The sequence below is a fragment of the Pseudohongiella sp. genome, assembly GCF_011050365.1.
Lineage (GTDB): Bacteria > Pseudomonadota > Gammaproteobacteria > Pseudomonadales > Pseudohongiellaceae > Pseudohongiella.
In genome coordinates, this window is record NZ_DRFV01000012.1 from 1 (window position 1) to 19,571 (window position 19,571).

Annotated in this window: 12 protein-coding genes; 7 read left to right on the plus strand and 5 right to left on the minus strand. The window is 57.9% G+C overall.

What is annotated here, in order from left to right; all coding sequences use genetic code 11:
• From ENH71_RS10380 to ispH, 5 genes are all read left to right on the plus strand, one after another.
• Positions 1–320 (plus strand): hypothetical protein (locus ENH71_RS10380; protein WP_294137792.1); only part of this gene is annotated, 320 nt, incomplete at its 5' end.
• Positions 321–346: 26 nt separating this feature from the next.
• The gene (gene ribF, locus ENH71_RS10385) at positions 347–1,303 is read left to right on the plus strand and encodes a bifunctional riboflavin kinase/FAD synthetase (RefSeq protein ID WP_294130825.1); all 957 of its coding nucleotides are present in this window, start codon (positions 347–349) and stop codon (positions 1,301–1,303) included.
• Positions 1,304–1,442: 139 nt separating this feature from the next.
• Positions 1,443–4,280, plus strand: a complete 2,838-nt coding sequence (gene ileS / locus ENH71_RS10390; protein ID WP_294130824.1) for an isoleucine--tRNA ligase — start codon at positions 1,443–1,445, stop codon at positions 4,278–4,280.
• Positions 4,273–4,791, plus strand: a complete 519-nt coding sequence (locus ENH71_RS10395; protein ID WP_294130823.1) for an FKBP-type peptidyl-prolyl cis-trans isomerase — start codon at positions 4,273–4,275, stop codon at positions 4,789–4,791. The genes ileS and ENH71_RS10395 overlap by 8 nt, the downstream gene beginning before the upstream one ends.
• 53 nt (positions 4,792–4,844) lie before the next feature.
• Positions 4,845–5,840, plus strand: a complete 996-nt coding sequence (gene ispH / locus ENH71_RS10400) for a 4-hydroxy-3-methylbut-2-enyl diphosphate reductase (protein ID WP_294130822.1) — start codon at positions 4,845–4,847, stop codon at positions 5,838–5,840.
• A 369-nt stretch (positions 5,841–6,209) separates the two neighbouring features.
• Here ispH and ENH71_RS10405 read toward each other — a convergent pair whose 3' ends face one another.
• Together ENH71_RS10405 and ENH71_RS10410 are read right to left on the minus strand one after the other, a co-directional pair.
• Positions 6,210–7,196 (minus strand): hypothetical protein, encoded by a 987-nt coding sequence (locus ENH71_RS10405; RefSeq protein WP_294137794.1) that lies wholly within the window; start codon positions 7,194–7,196, stop codon positions 6,210–6,212.
• Positions 7,197–7,218: 22 nt separating this feature from the next.
• Complete coding sequence (locus ENH71_RS10410) at positions 7,219–8,088, minus strand: hypothetical protein (protein WP_294136570.1); 870 nt, start codon at positions 8,086–8,088, stop codon at positions 7,219–7,221.
• Positions 8,089–8,163: 75 nt separating this feature from the next.
• Between ENH71_RS10410 and ENH71_RS10415 the strand changes: the two genes are divergently transcribed.
• Both ENH71_RS10415 and ENH71_RS10420 read left to right on the plus strand, forming a co-directional pair.
• Positions 8,164–8,529 (plus strand): gamma-glutamylcyclotransferase family protein, encoded by a 366-nt coding sequence (locus ENH71_RS10415; protein ID WP_294136571.1) that lies wholly within the window; start codon positions 8,164–8,166, stop codon positions 8,527–8,529.
• A gap of 43 nt (positions 8,530–8,572) precedes the next feature.
• Complete coding sequence (locus ENH71_RS10420) at positions 8,573–10,015, plus strand: dipeptidase (RefSeq protein ID WP_294136573.1); 1,443 nt, start codon at positions 8,573–8,575, stop codon at positions 10,013–10,015.
• A gap of 13 nt (positions 10,016–10,028) precedes the next feature.
• Here the strand turns inward: ENH71_RS10420 and recD are convergent, their stop codons facing one another.
• The 3 genes from recD to recC are packed head-to-tail and all read right to left on the minus strand — an operon-like array spanning position 10,029 to position 19,518.
• The gene (gene recD, locus ENH71_RS10425; RefSeq protein WP_294136575.1) at positions 10,029–12,113 is read right to left on the minus strand and encodes an exodeoxyribonuclease V subunit alpha; all 2,085 of its coding nucleotides are present in this window, start codon (positions 12,111–12,113) and stop codon (positions 10,029–10,031) included.
• Positions 12,113–15,916 carry an exodeoxyribonuclease V subunit beta gene (gene recB, locus ENH71_RS10430; RefSeq protein ID WP_294136577.1) on the minus strand — a complete coding sequence of 1,268 codons (3,804 nt, stop codon included), beginning with the start codon at positions 15,914–15,916 and terminating at the stop codon, positions 12,113–12,115. The genes recD and recB overlap by 1 nt, the downstream gene beginning before the upstream one ends.
• Positions 15,913–19,518 carry an exodeoxyribonuclease V subunit gamma gene (recC, locus tag ENH71_RS10435; protein WP_294136579.1) on the minus strand — a complete coding sequence of 1,202 codons (3,606 nt, stop codon included), beginning with the start codon at positions 19,516–19,518 and terminating at the stop codon, positions 15,913–15,915. Before recC ends, recB begins: the two co-directional genes overlap by 4 nt.
• Positions 19,519–19,571: the final 53 nt, after the last annotated feature.

Here is a 19,571-nt window from a genome sequence, read left to right on the forward strand (position 1 = left end):
GGCTTTGGTCAGTGGATCGGGCGCCAAAGCCTGGGGTGATCGGCTCTCGCGACATGCGCTTCGAGGCGATGCACCCCATGCTCTGGAGCCCTCTGATGGGTCAGGGGCTGGGCAGTGGGTCGGGCTCTGGTCAGTGGATCGGGCTTTGGTCAGTGGATCGGGCGCCAAAGCTTGGGGTGATCGGCTCTCGCGGCATGCGCTTCGAGGCGATACACCCCATGCTTTGGAGCCCTCTGGCGGGGCAGCGGCGGGTCGGGGTCTGGCTTGTGTTAGGAACAGTGGCAAGTGGCGGTGGGAAGCTGGGGCCTGACGCGTTATAATCCGCGTTTTTCGGCAGCTTCCGGCAATGAAAGTCATCCACAGTACTGAAGGTTTCCTGCAGCAGCATACTGGCTGCGTGGCGACGATCGGCAAATTTGATGGTGTCCATCTGGGGCATCAGCGGATTGTGGGTCAGTTGCTGGAAAAAGCGGCTGCTTATGCTGTGCCCTCCGTGGTGATTGTTATTGAGCCTCACCCTGAGGAGTTTTTTGCCAGAGATCCCCGTGACTGTCCGCCGCGTCTGAGTGAGGCGGGTGAGAAAATCGAATTGCTGCGTGCCCTGGGCGTTGATTATGTTTACCTGCTGGAGTTCAATCGCGAGCTAAGTCGGCTGAGCCCCGAGTCTTATGTAAACGATGTGCTGGTGGCTGGCCTGAATGTGCGATGCCTGATTGTGGGCAATGACTTTCGCTTTGGTTATCAGCGTGGCGGCGATTTTCAGTTGCTGTGTCGTTATGGTGAGAAGGCCGGTTTTGATGTGGTGGAAACCGCCAGTTGTGAATCGGATGGTGTGCGTGTCAGCAGCACCTACGTGCGTGAGTGTCTGGCCAAAGCGGACTTCGACCGGGTGGCAGAGGTTCTCGGTCGGCCGTATACAATCTCCGGCACCGTGGTACGGGGGCAGCAATTGGGGCGTGATCTTGGGTTTCCGACCTGTAACCTGGCCCTGAACAGACGCAATATTCCACTGCACGGTGTATACGCCTGTACCGTGGAGATCATCCTCGGCGAGGGCGAGCGCATGGATGCTGTTGGCGCGGCCAATATTGGTTATCGCCCCACGGTAAAGGAGGCCGGCAAAGCGCTGCTGGAAGTGCATCTGCTGGAATTTGATCAGGACATCTATGGTGCCAGGGTATCGGTGACGTTCCGGCACCGGGTCAGGCCGGAACAAAAGTTTGAGTCGCTCGAAGCGCTCAAATCCCGTATTGCGCTGGATGTGGAGGAGGTTAAACAATACTTCTCACGCTTCAGGCAGTAATAAGCCGGGGCGGCAATCAATGAGCGCAATGGCGGGCTCCGGCAGTTGCAACAAAGACTACAGTTGCGTTCAGACAACACAATAGCGGACGCTAAAATTGACGAATGACAGGAACAACCTGTTCCATGAGTGAGACGAGATGACTGACTACAAACAGACTCTGAATTTGCCCTTTACCGACTTCCCCATGAAAGCCAGTCTGGCTCAGCGGGAACCCGGTATGCTGGCCCGCTGGCAAGACATGGACCTGTATCGTCGGATTCGCGAAAGCAGCGCCGGTCGCCCGTCGTTCATTCTGCATGATGGTCCGCCCTACGCCAACGGTGATCTGCATTTGGGTCACTCAGTCAACAAAACCCTGAAAGACATCATCGTCAAGTCGCGGACGTTGGCCGGTTTTGATGCGCCGTATGTGCCCGGCTGGGACTGTCATGGTTTGCCCATCGAACACAATGTGGAAAAGAAAAAAGGCAAGGCGGGGCAAAAGATCAGTCACGCTGAATTTCGTCAGGCCTGTCGTGACTACGCGGCGAAGCAGGTGGAAAATCAGAAGCAGGATTTTGTTCGCCTCGGTGTTTTTGGCGACTGGGACAATCCCTATCTGACCATGAACTTTGATACCGAGGCCAATATCGTTCGAGCACTCGGGCGCATTGCAGGCAATGGCCATCTGGTGAAAGGGTTCAAACCGGTCTACTGGAGTGTCGTCGGTGCCTCGGCACTGGCCGAAGCGGAAGTTGAGTATCAGGACAAAACCTCGTTTGCCATTGATGTCCGTTTCGCGGTGCTGGAGCCAGCGTCATGGTTGACCGCGTTTGCCGTGAATGAAGAGACAGCGGCCGGTCACAACATCTCCCTTGTTATCTGGACTACAACGCCCTGGACATTGCCTTCAAACCAGGCGGTTTGCCTGAACGAAAACCTGGAATATGCCCTGTTGCGCTGCACGGTTGACGTTGCGATAGGTGCAGAGTTGCTGATCATTGCCGCCGATATGCAGGACGAAGTCATGGCGCGTTATGGCTGCGACAATGTCGAGCGTCTGGGTATTGCCAAGGGTGCAGTGCTTGAAGGCCAGCGCCTGCAGCATCCCTTTGTCAATCGTCAGGTACCGGTATTGATGGGCGATCACGTCACCACTGACGCGGGTACCGGTGCTGTGCACACGGCGCCGGATCACGGCATGGAAGATTTCATCGCCGGCCAGACCTATGGGTTGGGTACGCTGAATCTGGTCGATGAAAACGGCGTATTCGTCGAAGCGGCCGGCGAGCTGGCTGGTGTGCATGTATACAAGGCAGATGAGCAGATACTGGACATACTGCGACGCGAAAACGCCCTGGTCGCGATGGAGAAAATCCGTCACAGCTATCCGCATTGTTGGCGCACCAAAACACCATTGATCTACCGTGCCACGCCGCAGTGGTTTATCAGCATGACCGAGAAAGGCCTGCTGGATGCATCGCTTGCCGCCGTCAAGGGTGTGAAGTGGGTGCCGGAATGGGGGCAGGCGCGTATCGAGTTGATGTTAAAAGGCAGTCCGGACTGGTGTGTGTCGCGTCAGCGTACCTGGGGTGTGCCCATCACGTTGTTTGTGCACAAGACAACGGGCGAGCTGCATCCGGACACGGCTGGTCTTATCGAACAGGTTGCACAGCGCATCGAGAAAAAAGGCATTGATGCCTGGTTTGAGGCCAGTGCTGAAGATCTGCTCGGTGATGATGCCCGTCACTACAATAAAGTAACCGACACCCTGGACGTCTGGTTCGATTCTGGTGTTACGCATTTCTCTGTCTTGCAACAGCGTGAGGGTCTGGGCTATCCGGCTGACCTTTACCTGGAAGGCTCTGATCAGCATCGCGGCTGGTTTCAGTCCTCATTAAAAACAGCAATTGCCATGAATGGCACAGCGCCGTACAAGCAGGTGCTGACACATGGATTCACCGTCGATGCTGACGGTCGCAAAATGTCGAAATCCATCGGTAACACGATTTCCCCGCAGGAAGTATTCAAGGAGTACGGTGCCGATATTCTGCGTTTGTGGGTAGCGGCGACTGACTATCGTGGTGAGATGGCGGTGTCGCCGGAGATCCTGAAACGTGTCGCTGATGCTTACCGCCGTATCCGCAATACTGCGCGCTTCCTGTTGTCCAACCTGAACGGATTCGATCCGGTTACTGATGCCGTCGCGCCAGAGAATATGCTGGCGCTGGATTACTGGATCACACGTCAGGCGCAACAACTGCGTGAGCAGGTGAAGCAGGATTATGAGAACTATCAGTTCCTGAATGTATACCAGAAAGTTCATAATTTCTGTGTTATCGAATTGGGCAGTTTTTATCTGGATATCATCAAGGACCGGCAGTATACCGCCAAGTCTGACGGACTGGCGCGCCGTTCAACGCAAACCGCGATGTATCACATCACGGAAGTGCTGGTGCGGCTGATTGCGCCGATCCTGAGTTTTACCGCCGATGAGATCTGGCAATTCGTGCCCGGTGAGCGCAGCGATTCGGTGTTCCTGGCGCAATTTGACGAAGGCCTGCCAGTGTTGCCGGTGCGTAATGATTTTAGCGATGCATTCTGGCGCGAGCTGATCGAGGTCAAAACTGCGGTCAACAAGGAGCTGGAGAAGCAACGCGCGGAGAAGAAGGTGGGTGCCGCTCTGTCCGCCGAGGTAACGCTGTATTGTGACGACGCATTGTTGAAGCGCCTGTCGGCGCTGCAGGATGAGCTGCGCTTCGTCCTGATTGTGTCTGCGGCAAGCTTGCGGCCTATCGCTGACAGCAATGACGCCGAAACGGTGGCGACTGAACTGGTCGGGTTGCGTTTGCAGGTAACGCCGTCTGCACACGAGAAGTGTGTACGATGCTGGCACCACCGACCGGATGTGGGCACCCATGCATCGCACCCTGAATTGTGCGGTCGCTGTGTGGACAATATCAGTGGCGATGGTGAGCAGCGACATTATGCATGATTCGGATAATGACACCGCCGCACCGGGCAAGTCTGACGCTGTGGTCTGTGAGGGTGCTCGCGTTACCCTGCATTTTTCGCTGGCATTGCCCGACGGCACCGAGATAGACAGTAACTACGGCAAGGCACCGGCGACTTTCAGGGTCGGTGACGGTAATCTGCTGCCGGGCTTTGAAGCGGCCTTGATGGGTGCGGGGCAGGGTGCATCGGTGTCAGTGGTGCTGCCGCCGGACCAGGCGTTCGGGGCGGTCAATGCGGAGAATGTGCAGTCCTTCCCCCGCCAACGTTTCGCCGGGCTGCTGGCCAATACCACGGATCCGGTAGAGGAAGGCACTGTGGTATCCTTCGCCGATGCCGGTGGCAATGAGATACCCGGTGTGCTCCGGCAAATCGGCGAATTGCATGTGGTGATAGACTTTAATCACCCGTTGGCCGGACGCGAAATTCTGTTTACCGCAGATATCCTGTCGGTCATTGCGCCTGGCACCGACGCCGTCAAAATTCAGCTTTAAGACCGGGCAGTGCCGTGTCGTCGTAGCGGCGATCCGGACTTCAGGAGACAAACATGAGTGCAGTGCAATTGTTTGATGTCGAGGTTTCGCCTGATGCGGAAATCAGGCTGGCGAACCCGCGCGGATTCTGCGCCGGTGTGGATCGGGCGATTGATATCGTGAACCGGGCACTGGATGTTTATGGCGCGCCCATCTACGTGCGTCATGAAGTGGTGCACAATAAGTTTGTCGTGGATACCTTGCGCCAGCGCGGCGCAATATTTGTCGACGAGCTGGATGATGTGCCGATAGAGGATAGCCTGGGTCGGCAGCCAATCGTCATATTCAGCGCTCATGGCGTCTCTCAGCAGGTTCAGGAGGAAGCCGCTGCACGCGGATTTCAGGTATTTGATGCCACCTGTCCGCTGGTGACAAAAGTTCATCTTGAAGTCATGCGTTTTAGCGCTGAAGGCCGTGAGTGTGTGTTGATCGGCCATGCCCGTCATCCGGAAGTGGAAGGCACCATGGGGCAGTACAATAGCAACAAGGGTGGCAGTATCTATTTGGTAGAATCGGTTGCAGATGTTCAGAAACTCGAGGTTCATGATCCGGCACGGCTGGCTTATGTGACACAGACAACCTTGTCGATGGATGATACTGCCAAGGTCATTGACGCGTTGCGCGACCGCTTTCCGCACATCGAGGGGCCACGTAAAAAGGACATTTGTTACGCCACCCAGAATCGGCAGGATGCGGTCAAGCAATTGGCGTTGGAGTCGGATTTGTTATTGGTTGTGGGTTCGCCGAACAGTTCGAATTCCAATCGTTTGTGTGAGCTGGCGGAGCGTATGGGCTGTGAGGCCTATCTGATCGACCGGGTGGATGATCTGAAACCTGAGTGGTTTGTGGGCAAGAAGCGGTTCGGGGTGACGGCGGGGGCGTCGGCGCCGGAAATTCTGGTGCAGCAGGTGGTTGATCGGTTGCGGGAGATTTCGGGGCAGGCGCCGTTGGAGGTGCCCGGGGTTGAGGAGAATATTGTGTTCCGGATGCCGAGGGAGCTTGCGCGGTAAATCCCTTGCAGAATCAGTGGATCGGGCATCATCGCACAGGGTGATCGGCTCTCGCGGCATGCGCTTCGAGGCGATACGCCCTGCACACTGATGCCCTCTGCGAGGGTGATGCTTGAGTGGGTCAGGCGTCAGCTGGTGGTGGATCGGACGTCATCGCACAGGCCGATCGGCTCTCGCGACACGCGCTTCGAGGCGATACGCCCTACACACTGACGTCCTCTGCGAGGGTGATGCTAGAGTGGATCGGGTGTCAGCTGGCTTTGGATCCGAGGTCATCGCACAGGGTGATCGGCTCTCGCGACATGCGCTTCGAGGCGATACACCCTCCACACTGGCACCCTCTGCCGGCTTTAGTGTTTGATTCCTTTCTTAATTGTTCTGTGCGTCGCGTTCTGCGGCACGGGCTCCGGATAAGATGCCCATCAATGCGTAGTTGCCTTCGTGGCAGGCGTACTCGTAGATGGGGCCGTCGCTGGCGGTGTAGTTGATGACCGCGGTCCAGGGGCGTTCCCAGGTGGTGGGGTCTTCGACGGTGAATTGATATTCCAATACGTCGTCGGCGGTGCGGGTGTAGCGTTCGGTGAACAGGCGGTTGGCGCCGGCGCCGCGAAACGTGCTGTCATCGGAAAAGTTTCTGGTTTGCACAACAAGCGTGTCACCATCCCACCAGCCGCGGGAATCGCCGTGCCACAGTTCGATGCGCTCATCAGCGTGGGGTTTGTCACTCAGCGGTACTATTCTGACGTCGTGAATCATTTCCTGAATGATGGCGACGGAGTTCTCGCTTTGCACGATCTGGTAGTAGCTGTTGTAGCCGGCCATGATGTAGGGCATACCCCAGGTGATGCAGCGTTCCTGCAGCGGGCGGCCGAGGTAGGAGTCAGTGGCGCCAGGGCGGTCGGCGGCGCGAGCCTGCATGCGGGCGCGGCCTTCTTCGGTCATGGGCGGAATGCGGCCGTTGGGCGGGTCGACAATCAGTGAGGTGCGGTTTTCCAGGTTGCGGTCAACCATCCAGGCGGCGTCGTAGTTGCCCGTGGCGGGGTCGTAGGATTCGACTTCGCCCGATACCACAGCATTGAGAAATCCGTCACCGAATAGCGCATCGCCGCCGCTGGCTGCGATTTCTTCAGCTTGCGCACGCAGGTTGGCGAATTCTTCTGCGGTCAGTTCGGGGCGGTCGCCAAAAAATTCCGGACGCTCCAGTGGCGTGCTGCTGTTGTTGGCCCAGACGCCTTGCAGGTTGGGGTGACCGTTGATGGTGCGAGGGACCTGCCAGTCGGAGTCCTGAGCGAAACTGTAGAAACTGCTGGCGCATAGCAGCACTAACAGGGCCGGTTGCTGCAACGATGGTTTCATGATGATGTACTCCACGTCCGAATTATTGGGTGACCGGTTCCTGAATGGTGAAGGGCATGCCGCGGGGCGGCTCCCGGTCTGGTGGCGCATCCTTGTTCAGGTAGCCGTAAATCAGTTCTTCAGCAAATTCCACACATTTGAACTCCAGTAACTGTGCGTTTTCTTCCATGCGCCGGTACAGCGGCAGACTCAGTGTCCAGGGGCGGGTGAAGGTCTCGGGATCGCGGATTTCAGCTTCATACATGATCAGGTTGGGATTCTCCAGCGTGTAGCGCTCGATGACTTCGAGCTGATCGCTGTGGTGGTTGCCGGCGCGATCAAACCAGGTGTAGGGCATGAAATCGGTGACGCGTATCACCAGCGTATCGCCTTCCCAGTGGCCACGTGAATGACCCATCCAGGCTGGTACCGGGCCGTCGAAATCCGGTTGATCCATATACACAATACGCATGGCGCTGGCGAATTCGTAGGCCATGACGGTGTGTTCGGGAGATTGCACAATCTGGAACGGGTAGGGCATATAGTTGGCGCGGGGCACGCCGGGCATGTAGCATTTGCCCACCGGGTCGAGCGCAGCCCAGTCTCCGGCATTCCGGTTTCGGGTTTCGAGCGCTTCGGGGGTATAGGGTATCGGACCCTCTTTGACGACGCCCAGCGTGGCGGGGATGGCGCCGTTGGCGCCCATGCGGTAATCGGGGCCGGCCTTTGCGGCACCGGGTTCGAGGTTCCAGTAAGTGCTGCCCAGCGCCTGCCACAGGCCATTCATATCCGGTTTGCCGTCGGCTGTCCGAGGAATGTCCCCGCCCTGTGCGTTGGCCGTTGAGCCGGTGCCTCCCAGGCTTACTGCAAACACCGCAGCCAGTAATGACGCTGCCATGAAGTCTTTCGACATGCTTGTTCTCCCGCGTGTTCTTCTTTATTGTATCGGGGTGCTTGTTTTGCCCAACTATCCCACAGAGAAGTAAACATGTCTACGCTGGTTGCTGTGTACGGAACCCTCAAACGAGGGCTCAGCAATAACCATTATTTGCAGGCAGCGACGTACCTGGGCAGCGATACCCTGCACACGATTTCGCTGTACGATCTGGGCCCCTATCCGGGTGCCAAAGCCGAACCGTCATCCGGTGTCGAGGTGGAGGTGTTTTCGGTGACGGCACAACAGTTGCAGGCGCTTGACGTACTGGAAGAGTATGAGCCCGAGGCCCCGGCCCGTGGCCTGTATGATCGACGCCTGTTTAACACCCGCCATGGGGCCGCCTGGGTGTATCTCTATAATCCGCCGGTGCCTGGATTGGTGCCGATACTGGCAGGTGGCTGGCAGCCCCTGGGCTGATAGAAAAAACGATTTCCCGATTCATTTTCCGGAGGTAATACTTGTGTTTGACAACGTCATAAAACTATCTGACCGAGCAATCGGTAATACAACGCGTTCGCGGGCTGTTTTGCATTCGCGCCTGGCTTTGGCGGCAGTGTTTGCCTCGTCAGTCCTGCTGGCGGCCTGTGGTCCAGCGGATACGCCCGCCACCACCACGCCTGAGCCCGCTGCCGCCGCGCCGGTAACCAGTGAGTCCGCCGCCGAAAGCGAGGCCGGGTTGATCGAGCGCGCTCGCGGTATTCACGAGCGTGTCATCGTCATGGACACTCATGTTGATATCAATACTGCGAATTTTGCACCCGATACCAACTATATTCAGGATCTCGATACGCAGGTCAACCTGCCCAAAATGCAGGCCGGCGGTATGGATGTCGCCTGGTTCGTGGTTTACACAGGACAGGGGCCGCTCACTGACGAAGGTTTCGCAGCAGCTGAAGCCAATGCCATGGACAAATTCAGTGCAATTCAGCGTCTGGTGACTGAAATTGCACCAGATCAGATCGAACTGGCCTACACGTCGGACGATGTGCGCCGCATTGTCGACAGTGGCAAAAAGGTCGCCATGATCGGCGTGGAAAATGCGTACCCGATGGGTATGGATATCAGCAATGTGCGTCGCTACTACGAGCTGGGTGCGCGGTACGCGTCGCTGTCGCATAATGGCCACAGTCAATTTGCCGACTCCAATACCGGCGAGCGTGATGATGTCTGGCTGCACAATGGTCTCAGCGATCTGGGGCGGCAGGCCATCGCCGAAATGAACAAATGGGGCATCATCATTGATGTTTCACACCCATCGTATGAGTCCAACAAAGAAACCATTGAACTGTCGCGTGCGCCGGTGATGGCATCACATTCGTCCGCGAGGGCACTGGACCCCAGTGTCAGTCGTAACCTCTATGATGATGAGCTGCTGGCGATCCGCGACAACGGTGGTGTGGTTCAGGCAGTTGCTTTCCGCAGTTACGTGGATTCCGAGAAGCAGCGAGCCTATGCAGAGGCTCTGCGCAATTTGCGGGCTGACGTGGCAGACGACCTCGGTTTCACCTTGCTGGAATCTGCCGACGTGCGAGCGCTGGAGCCGGCGGCACTGAATACCTATCAGCAGCAGTTGGCTGATATTAATGCGCTGGTTGCGCCCCGCATTGCCGCCGAGGTCGATGCGGTTGCCCCGCCAGTGGATGTTAGTGATTTTGTTGATCACATTGATTATATGGTGGATCTGATCGGTGCCGATCATGTTGGTATCAGTGGTGACTTTGATGGCGGTGGTGGTGTCACCGGCTGGGGCGATGCGTCAGAGACCTTCAACGTGACGCTGGAGATGGTGCGCCGCGGTTATAGCGAGGAAGACATTGCCAAGATCTGGGGCGGCAATGTGCTGCGGGTACTGGATGACGTGCAGCGAATTGCCGGGGAAATCCAGTCCGCAGAAGGCGTCTGAGCGATCAGCCGGGTCAGTGACCTTCTGCCAATGACTTGCTGTTAATGGCATGCAGGAGGCCACTGGTCCGGAAAACGCTACTGGCGACGGCTTGTGGCAAGATGTTCGGGTTATCATCAATCAGTGTGAATTGTCGGGCTGCACGGGTAATGCCAGTATAAATCAGCTCCCGTGTCAGCACCGGATTTTCATATTGCGGTAATAACAATGCTGTATGCGCAAATTCCGAACCCTGCGACTTATGGACAGTCATCGCGAACACAGTTTCCACCGACTGCAGCCGGCTGGGGAGTATCCAGCGTACCGGCGTGTGCGGCTCGGCACCGGGGAAAGCTACTCGCAACATCAATTCCAGACCCTCTGGTACTGATCTGGGAAAGGGCAGCGTGATCCCAATATCGCCGTTCATCAGGTCAAGGTTGTAATCGTTACGTGTCACCATCACCGGGCGTCCCGCGTACCATATAGCTTCATCGCGCGGCGCTGACAGCATACCGGCGTTGCGCAGGATTGCTGCTATACGTTCATTCAAGCCCTCAACACCGAACTCGCCCTTGCGCAAAGCCGCCAGCAACTGAAACTGTCCGTGCGCCCTGATAACGCTCAGTGCCCAGGCGTCCCATTGATCCGGGTCTGCGTCGGATGCCGGGTGTTGTTGTATTCGCTGCAGATAGTGACCATAGCCAGTCTCCGCGTTGCAGATCAGGCGGGCAAACGCAGGGTCCTGAGTGCTGCTGGTTTTAAGTCTGTTCAATTCGGCGAAGCTGCCGTCAAAGAAGGCATTTAGCGCCCGGCTACCGGCGCTGGTATTAACCGCCTGAGCCAACTTTCCGATCCCCGGTATGGCACCAAAACGATGGCTGTAGCGCAACATGGTGATGGACTGGTCCAGTGCACTGCCGTTGGTGTCGATCATGGATTCGGGCACAACCTGTCCGGTGACATGTGTTATCCAGGCAGCAGTATGCGGTGTGTAGTGCGCTTGTCCGGCACGCTGGCACAGGCTGCCCAGCACGGCGCCGGCTTCGACAGAAGCAAGCTGGTCCTTGTCACCGAGCAGGATCAGGCGGGATTTTTCGGGCAGGGCGTCCAGTAACAGGGCCATGAGTTCCACGTCAACCATGGAGGCTTCATCAACTACCACAACATCTGCCGGCAGCGGATTGGCGGCATGGTGTCTGAAGAAGCGGCTGTTACGAATGGGGCCGAGCAGGCGATGCACGGTACTGACCTCACCCGATATGTCCTGCAGATCATGCTGTGCCAACTGTGACGTGATGGATACACTCAGACGTGCTGCTGCCTTGCCGGTGGGCGCCGCCAGCCTGATCCGCAAGAGCTGACCTGAGCTCGTCTCATGCATTTCCTGCAGCACTGCCAGCAACTTGACTACGGTGGTGGTTTTACCGGTGCCCGGGCCTCCGGTAATGATGGCAAAACGGTTTCGTGTGGCCAGGGCGCAGGCGATCTTTTGCCAGTCGCAATCGGTGCGTGCTTTATCGGGTTCGTCTGTGATTGCTTTGTTATGAGACAACCGGTTGAAAACGCCAGAGATGGTCTTTGCCAGTCTGTCCCCGTCAATAGCCGGTGGCGACATCAGGCGCTGCCGGATATTGATGGCCAGCGTTTGTTCGTAGTGCCAGAATCGCCGCAGATATAGCAGCGCTCTGCCACTACTGTGATCGAGCACCAGAGGCTGGTTGTTGTCGCCGATCAGAGCCGTATGTTGCAGGTCGGATAACCATTGGTCGACAGTAAGGCTTGCCAGCAACTGTTGTGGTGTGAGCGCCGGTTGGTGTGCCGGAGACTCGGGAGGCAGCGACAACGCCCGATCGGGTTCAGCCAGGCAAAACCCGATATCCAGGCAGACATGGCCATGGCCATTCTGATGGCTGGTCAACGCCGCGGCCAGCAGCAATGCAGAAGAGGCCTCCGGTACCTGCCGGTGGAGGAATACAGCGAATTCGGCGTCCAGCCAGCGTATCCAGCCTGCACGTGCCCAATCGTCAAGAATAAGCAGGAACTGCCGGGTGTCAGCCAGAACCGAGTTGCTATCAGTGGGCAATGCCGGCGTTCCGGGATCAAACTGTGCTGTCATCAGATCACGATCTCCTGTTGCTCCGGCGCGGACTGTGCGGACTGTGCGGACTGTCCGGTGCGGAACAGCATGTCGATGGCATTTATAAATTCAAGCGCAGGCTTGTCAGCCAGCAGGCCCTGGGTCGGAGCAGCATGGCCACGCAAAAAGAAATACAGGGCGCCGCCCACATGCTTTTCATAGTCATAGTCAGGCAGGCGGTTGCGCAACAGGCGGTGCAGGGCCAGCAGATAGATGGCGTATTGTACGTCATAACGATTGTGCAGAATTTCATGTGCCAACGCCTGTGCCGTATAGCTGCTGTCGCGCGGTCCCAGATAGTTGGACTTCCAGTCGGCAACGTAATATTGGCCCTGATGTTCAAACACCAGGTCGATAAAACCTTTCATCATGCCGTTCAGTTTTGCCGGCAGCAGCGCCGGCCGGGCAGTGCCCGGTTGAATAAAACGTTGGCACAGTGCGTCCAGTTCCTGCACGGCTACCTGGTGGCTGGCAAACAGAAACTCCATTTCGGCCTGTTGCGCGTGAAGCGCAGTCAATTGCAAAGGGGTTTGCCCGGGCAGAGTAAATTGTGTGTTCAGAAAATCTGTTAGCCAGCTGTCTAGGCGTGATACATCGTCCTGCCAGCCACGTTGGGTGCAGCGCAGATCCAGCATCAGCCGCCGCGCCTCATCGTTGTCTACTGCATTGGCAAACCCTTCGGCTTCTGCCCATTCCAACAGGCCATGCAGGAAGGTGCCCGGTTTGGGGCCGCGGTGAAAACCGTGCAGACCAGGTGCCTGGCGGCTAAATTCACGGCGCGCACTGTCATCGCCGGCAGACAATTGTTCGCGGACGGTCGCATGCTCTTCCTGCGCCTGGTCATCCTGTGGCGCTTCCGGTTCACGCGGGAACAGGACATTGATACGAGGATCGGCGGCACCGGTTTTTAACGCCGAGTAACTGGCTATCCACCAGTTCTCGACCGGGCTGCGATGGCACACCAGCGCCGGTTTGATAGCGCTTGCCGGTATCGCTGACGAGGCGTGAAGAAAAGCGTCCGGGTCACGGACTGTCGGTGCAGCTTTCAATTTTATATTGTCGCAGCCCTCATCCCAACGTTGCAGGGCATTGGCGACATCAATGGCTTGCAGCGGCTCACCGCCGCCCATCAGATAACCCAGGGCGCTTTTGTGGTTGATCGTTTTTGGGCTGTTGCCGATACTGATGGCCGCGGCGCCGAGCCAAAGCCCATGGCGGGCGCGTGTTAATGCGACATACAGTAGCCGCATATCTTCGGACAGGCGCTCATGGTCAGCCTGCTGCCAGGCATCCGCATCCAGCTTGCTGCCGGCGATTTCCAGTCGCCGGGTCTGTCCCTGGTCGTCACCGACGATCATTACCTGTTTGACCCGGTTGTCGATCGGTTTCAGGGCAGGCGCGAACGGCAAGCATACCAGCGGGTATTCCAGACCCTTTGCCTTGTGAATGGTGACCACGCGTATCAGATCATTGTCGCTTTCCAGGCGTAACACTTCCTCGTCGCCCGGATTGTGTATCTGCTCAGCCAGATGGCGAATCAGGGCCTGTTCACCTTCATGCTGCACACTGGCTTTTTGCAGGTACTCCGCCAGGTGTAGCAGGTTGGTCAAACTGCGTTCGCCGCCGCTGGCATTGACCAGACGCTGTGGCAAGCGGTGGAACTGCATCAGTCGACGCAGCATGGGCAGCACGCCCTGGGTTTGCCAGAGCCGGTGCAATTGGCGGAACAGTTCGGTCTCCGCTTCCCACGCCAATTCATCCCGATTCAGTCGTTCCAGCCGTGTCAGTGGCAGGTCGAGTGAAGCAGTGGCCAGTGCCGCCCGCAATTTACGCTCATCCGACGGTTCGGCGCAGGCACGAAGCCAGCGCAGAACATCTGCGGCCTCGGCGCTGGCAAATACGGATTCCCGGTCAGACAGGTAGACACTGGCCAGGCCATAGACTTGCAGGGCTGCGCGGATTTCATCAGCTTCCCCGCGATGGCGCACCAGGATGGCAATATCTTGCGGGCGCAAGCGGACAAATCCGGTGTCGGACCGGAAGCCGGTTTCAGTGTCGTGCAGCCAGCTGGCGATTTCGCTGGCGCAGCGCAAGGCGATGTCTTCGCGGAAGCGCGTCACGGCGATGGTTTCTATGCGGTCCTCAATGTCATCGCTGTCGTCACTGCTGGCACCCAGATGCCAGAGGGTGACTGCCGGTGCGGGTTTGTTACTGATCAGCAAGACTTCCTGCCGACCGTTGGCGTTTACCGGCAGAAATGGCAGTGGATCAAGATCCTCTTTCCGGAACCGGAAGGCGCCCTCGGGAAAGGCCTCGGCCTGCCGGAACAGATAGTTGATGCCGTCGACTACACCAGCGGTTGAACGATAGTTGGTGCCCAGGTTGAAATGGCGTCCGACTGTCGCCCGACGTGCTGCCAGGTAGGTATGAATATCGGCATTGCGAAAAGAGTAAATGGCCTGTTTGGGATCGCCGATCATGATCAGGGCGCTGTCCTGCAGGTTGCTGCCGAGTTGATAGATCTTGTCAAAGATACGGTATTGCAGCGGATCGGTATCCTGGAACTCATCAATCATGGCGACCGGATAATCGCTGCGAATCTGCGCGGCCAGCTTGTTGCCGAGCGGGCCCTGCAGGGCGCGATCCAGTTGCAGCAACAGGTCGTCATAACCCAGCTCGGCTTTTTCCTGCAGGCGCTTCTGGAGCGCTGATTCCAGCCAGCGGCGGGCATGGCTGAGCACCACGGCGCGAACGTCGGGTCCAGTGCTGTTGGCAGCCGCTTCGACCGCGTCCATCCAGTCGGCAATCGCTGCCAGTGCAGCATGTCGCGGCTGGTCCGGGGCTTTTTTACCCCCGGTCAGTTTCCACTGATTCTGTGCGAAGCGAGGCATGCGTGCTGGTGCCTCTTCGCCCTGTGCCCAAGCGGCAAGGCTCTGTTTCAAACCAGCGAAGTCGTCCTGATTCTTGGCTTCAGCATAGGCGTTTTTGTTCAGTACCGGTTGCAGGGTATCGAGCAAATCTTCAAGTTCGGCGCTGCCTTGAGACCATGCATCGCGGGCGCGGTCCTGCAGGCGGGCGATTTCCTGTGCCTGTTTGGCAAAAGCAGACAGCGCTTGCTGCAGGTCGGTGATGTCCGGCAGTGCGTGGCCGGCGAACGTGAGCTCAGTGTTGGTTTTGTTTATCAGCGGCAGCACTGCATGCAGTAGCGCGTCCGGATCACCGAATTCCTGCGCAATGATATGCACAGCAGCCGCTGGCAGGACATAAAAATGCTGGCGCCAGTAGTCGCGTATCAGGTCAGCCAACATGTCCTGTTGATTGGTGACCAGGGTCTGCTGAAACAGACTGCCACTGTCGAAGGCGTGCTCGCGCAACATGCGATAACACCACCCATGGATTGTCGATACCGCAGCCTGATCCATGCTCTGTGCCGCCAGACTGAGTAAACGCGCGCACTGTGGCCATTGTCTGGTGTCATAGTCGTCGCGCAGGGCGCGCAGGACGTCGTCGCCGGTTTCTTCCGGGTTGAGAAAACAACGCGCCGCGTCCGACAGCCGGGCGCGAATGCGGTCTTTCAGTTCCTGGGTAGCGGCGTCGGTGAAGGTGACGACAAGAATGTCTTCCGGGCTCAGTGCTCGCGGGAATGCCGACTCGTGACCGTGCTGCAGAATCAGGCGGGCGTATAACAGCGCAATGGTGAAGGTTTTGCCCGTGCCGGCGCTGGCTTCGATCAATTGACTGCCGCGCAACGGAAAGCTGCGGATATCCAGAGGCTGGCTCATGACTCGACCTCCTCGTCAGACCGGATGTGCTCGCGATGCAGTTGCCAGTGCTGGATCAGATCCTGATACAACTCAGTGCTGTGTCTGACAAATGCACTGGTAACAGCATCGGCCCCGGATGAGGGTGCTGCGCCTGGCAGTTGGCCGCCAAGCAGGTCGGTGAAATCCGGCCACAGGCGTGACAATGCTTCGCTGGATTGCACCTGGCCGGTAGCACTGTAGCTGCCTTCGTACTCCGTTTGCGCCGCGCTCAGAGGCGCCTTGTCAGGATCTGCAGTGAGATACACGCAACTGGTTTTGACCTCCGCGGCCAATGGCTGTTGCAGATTCTGCCGGTACAAGGTGAGCAGTTTAACCAGTATCCGCTGCGCGGTACCGGCATCCAGTGGTGCCAGCACTTCGTTGGTGGCCGGCCCCAGCACGTGCGTGGTCACCGGGCCGTGTAACTGTGCCGCCAGATGGGCAGGCCAGTGTCGTGCCAGGTAATGCCATTTGACTTTGCTTTTTGTCTTGCCCGGACCACCGCTTTTGCCGGCCCAGATCTGGCCGCTTAACATGACGTAACGCAAGCGTCTGCCATCGGCGTTGTTGCGGACATCGGTGATGCTGTCTTCCAGTAACAGCGTGTTATCGGCAAGGCCGACCTGAACGGGCAGCGATTCTACCTCAGTACTGGCGCAGATCAGGTCATGGCAGCGCTGCAATGGTTTTATCAAGGGTTGCGTCAACGTCGTATGGTAAAGGTCCGCAAATGGCGGCATTGGCAAGCCACCCTGACGTTGTTGTTTGCTGATCAGATTGTCCAGCAAGGCTTCAATATCAAGGTCCTGTGTTGGCGCGCTGGTGCGTAAGTGCCGGTGTGCGTCGTGAATCAGTTGGTCCTGTATCTGCCATTGGCTCAGGCCATTTATGGCAAACGCCTCATGATCATCTCCGGTCAACTCATCACTGGCAAACACTACGCCCAGACGCTTTTCAAAGAATACTGCCGCGGGGTTGCGCAGCAGTGCGCTGAGCGCCTGCAGGCCGATGACCTGCGGTGAGTTTTCATCGGACGCTAGCCATTCAGAGCGTGTGCCCGGCGTTGTTCCGGTGTCCGGTGTCCACTCTGCGGCATAGGTCGTCAGCGTGGAACCGGCGTTGAAGTAGGCAGCGCTGAATGGCTGCAACGGATACTCGTGGGTGATGTTGTCCAGTGCCTGTTGCCCGTTGGTGACCGTGTCTTTGATATAGTCACGCAACTGCGCGACCAGCACTGACGGGGGGCGCTCGCTGTTGTCACGGATACTGCGTCCGGCCCAGCTGATGCTCAGCGATTGGCGGGCAGACAGCAACGCCTCCAGGAACAGATATCGATCGTCTTCGCGCCGCGACCGGTCTCCCGGTCGATAGTCCTGTCGCATCAGGTCGAAATCAACAGAGGTGACCTGGCGCGGGTAGTCGCCATCGTTCATGCCCAGCAGACAGATATGTTGAAAGGGGATGGCACGCATCGGCATCAGCGTGGCAAAGTTTACCGCGCCTGCCAGAAAACGCTGGCTCAGGTCCAGTTCGTCCAGCGACTCGAGGAAAAACTCGCTCACCACTTCAATGGGCAAGACATCACTGAAACCGGCTTGTGCACAGGCATCCGTCCAGCTTTGCAAACGTTGTTCGGCGCGACTGATCAACATCGCGTCGCGATCGTCTGCCGCCACAAAACATTCGTTTAGCAGGGCGCTGATGCGGGTGCTCCAGGTATGGACGTCCGCGGGCTGACGGAACAGGTGCCAGTAATGTTCCAGCACCCGCAGCAAGTGCGTGAGTTTGCCGGTTACCGCCGCACTGAGGCCGCCGACTTCGGCAAAGGGCTCAATATCCTGCCAGGCATCGCTATCGCCTACCGCGTAGCCGAGCAGCATGCGGCGCAGGCCAAAGTGCCAGGTGTTTTGCTCCAGTGCGTTCCTGTCCAGTGCGGCGGGCATGCCTTGCACGACGCGCTGCTCCGCGTTCAGACCCCAGCGTATGCCGGCACCTTCCACCCAGCGGTGTAACAGGGCTTTGTCCGCAACATCCAGGTCAAACGCTTTTTGCAGTGCCGGCACGTCCATCAGGTCCAACAGCTCGCTGACAGCAAATCGCGACGATGACAAATTCATCAGCATGGACAGGGCCAGGTAAATCGGCGCCTGGTGGCGTTTGCCCTGGTCGGAGATGGTGAATGGTATAAAACGGTTGTCGTCACGATTGATGCGACCGAACACCGCCTGAATATGTGGCGCGAACTGATTGATGTCCGGAACCATCACCAGAATGTCCCGGGGGCGCAAGGTCGGGTCGTTGGCGAAAAGCCCGAGCAGGTGGTCCTGCAGAATTTCCACTTCGCGCTGTGTGCTATGCGCGATGTGAAAGCTCAGACCCTGGCCGACGTCAATGCCTGCGCTGGCGGCGCGGGCTTCGTCGATACTGCGTAAATGAAAAATGTCGCTCTGGATGCGCCCCAGCAGTGTATCTTCGCAGGGCTCTTCGAACAGATCTATGTTGAGTTTGTTGTCATGGAACATCTGTTCGTAGGCGGCGCGTTCATCATGCTCGTCGAGCAGGCGAATATAGTCGCGACCCTGTTTGCCCCAGGCTGCCAGCAGTGGGTTGCCGCGCAGAAACAGCTCATCGACCGCGCTGGTCTCGGTGATCGCTGGCAGGTCGGCCCGCGGGGATGTCCGCTTGTAAGGTTTGGCGAACAGGCGTTGTGCCATATGCGGCTCGATGATGTCGCCCCAGTAGTGCGTGCAGGGGTTGTGCACACACAACAGTACCTGGGTGCAGCGAGCGATTGCCGCCAACACTTCCAGACTTTGGCGAGGCAACGAAGATATGCCAAACACCACCACGCGGCGTGGCAGATTTACCGGCCGTGTCTCCGGCGTCAACGTTGTACACGCTTCCAGAAACTGCTGGTGCACCTGGGCACGACCGCTGTTGCGCGCCTCGGGAGCGATATCGTGCAATAACCGTCGCCATAATTCAGCCTGCCAGCTTTGTTCACCGGGGAGCGCAATCGGCTGATTATTGCGGGTAATCCGGTTTACCCCCCGGGCCCAATCCTGTAGCCAGTCAGCACGGTATATCTGGTACTGGTCCAATAGGTCGGCCAGACGCTGAGCGAGCTGGAATTGCTTGCGCTGGCTACTGTCTTCGCTGAGGAAGTGATGCAGGGCCTCAAACTCGGGTTCCGCCAGCAAGGTCGGGAGCAGACGTAACAGACGCCAGCTGAGCAGGGTCTTGTCGTAAGGTGATGTTTCCGGCAGGTTGCCCAGCACGGCACGGTAGGCCTGCCAGTGGAAACGGCCGGGCAGGCTGATATTCATGGCGGCAGCGATGCCACAGCCGGGTTCCTCGGCGTCGGCATCTGCGGCCAGCGCCAGTTTTAACCACTGGGCAATACCGTTGCTTTGCACCAGCAGGGTTTCGTTTTCCAGCGGCGTCAGCGGGTGGCGCCCCAGCCAGGTGACGGTCACCTGACGAAGCTGCTCCAGCCGGTTGCTTTGCAACACCATGAAACCCGGCTGTATGGGCACTGCAGCCGACTGCGGAGTGGTATTCTCGGTTCCTGCTGGGTTCATTGACTGACCTGTATTCGTCCCTGACTTTGTCTGTGTGTCATCATCGTGAGTAT

Bases quoted from the DNA above. Each gene is read 5' to 3' on its own strand.
- ribF (WP_294130825.1), top strand. From the start codon at position 347: ATGAAAGTCATCCACAGTACTGAAGGTTTCCTGCAGCAGCATACTGGC.
- ileS (WP_294130824.1), top strand. From the start codon at position 1,443: ATGACTGACTACAAACAGACTCTGAATTTGCCCTTTACCGACTTCCCC.
- ENH71_RS10395 (WP_294130823.1), top strand. From the start codon at position 4,273: ATGCATGATTCGGATAATGACACCGCCGCACCGGGCAAGTCTGACGCT.
- ispH (WP_294130822.1), top strand. From the start codon at position 4,845: ATGAGTGCAGTGCAATTGTTTGATGTCGAGGTTTCGCCTGATGCGGAA.
- ENH71_RS10405 (WP_294137794.1), bottom strand. From the start codon at position 7,196: ATGAAACCATCGTTGCAGCAACCGGCCCTGTTAGTGCTGCTATGCGCC.
- ENH71_RS10410 (WP_294136570.1), bottom strand. From the start codon at position 8,088: ATGTCGAAAGACTTCATGGCAGCGTCATTACTGGCTGCGGTGTTTGCA.
- ENH71_RS10415 (WP_294136571.1), top strand. From the start codon at position 8,164: ATGTCTACGCTGGTTGCTGTGTACGGAACCCTCAAACGAGGGCTCAGC.
- recD (WP_294136575.1), bottom strand. From the start codon at position 12,113: ATGACAGCACAGTTTGATCCCGGAACGCCGGCATTGCCCACTGATAGC.
- recB (WP_294136577.1), bottom strand. From the start codon at position 15,916: ATGAGCCAGCCTCTGGATATCCGCAGCTTTCCGTTGCGCGGCAGTCAA.
- recC (WP_294136579.1), bottom strand. From the start codon at position 19,518: ATGAACCCAGCAGGAACCGAGAATACCACTCCGCAGTCGGCTGCAGTG.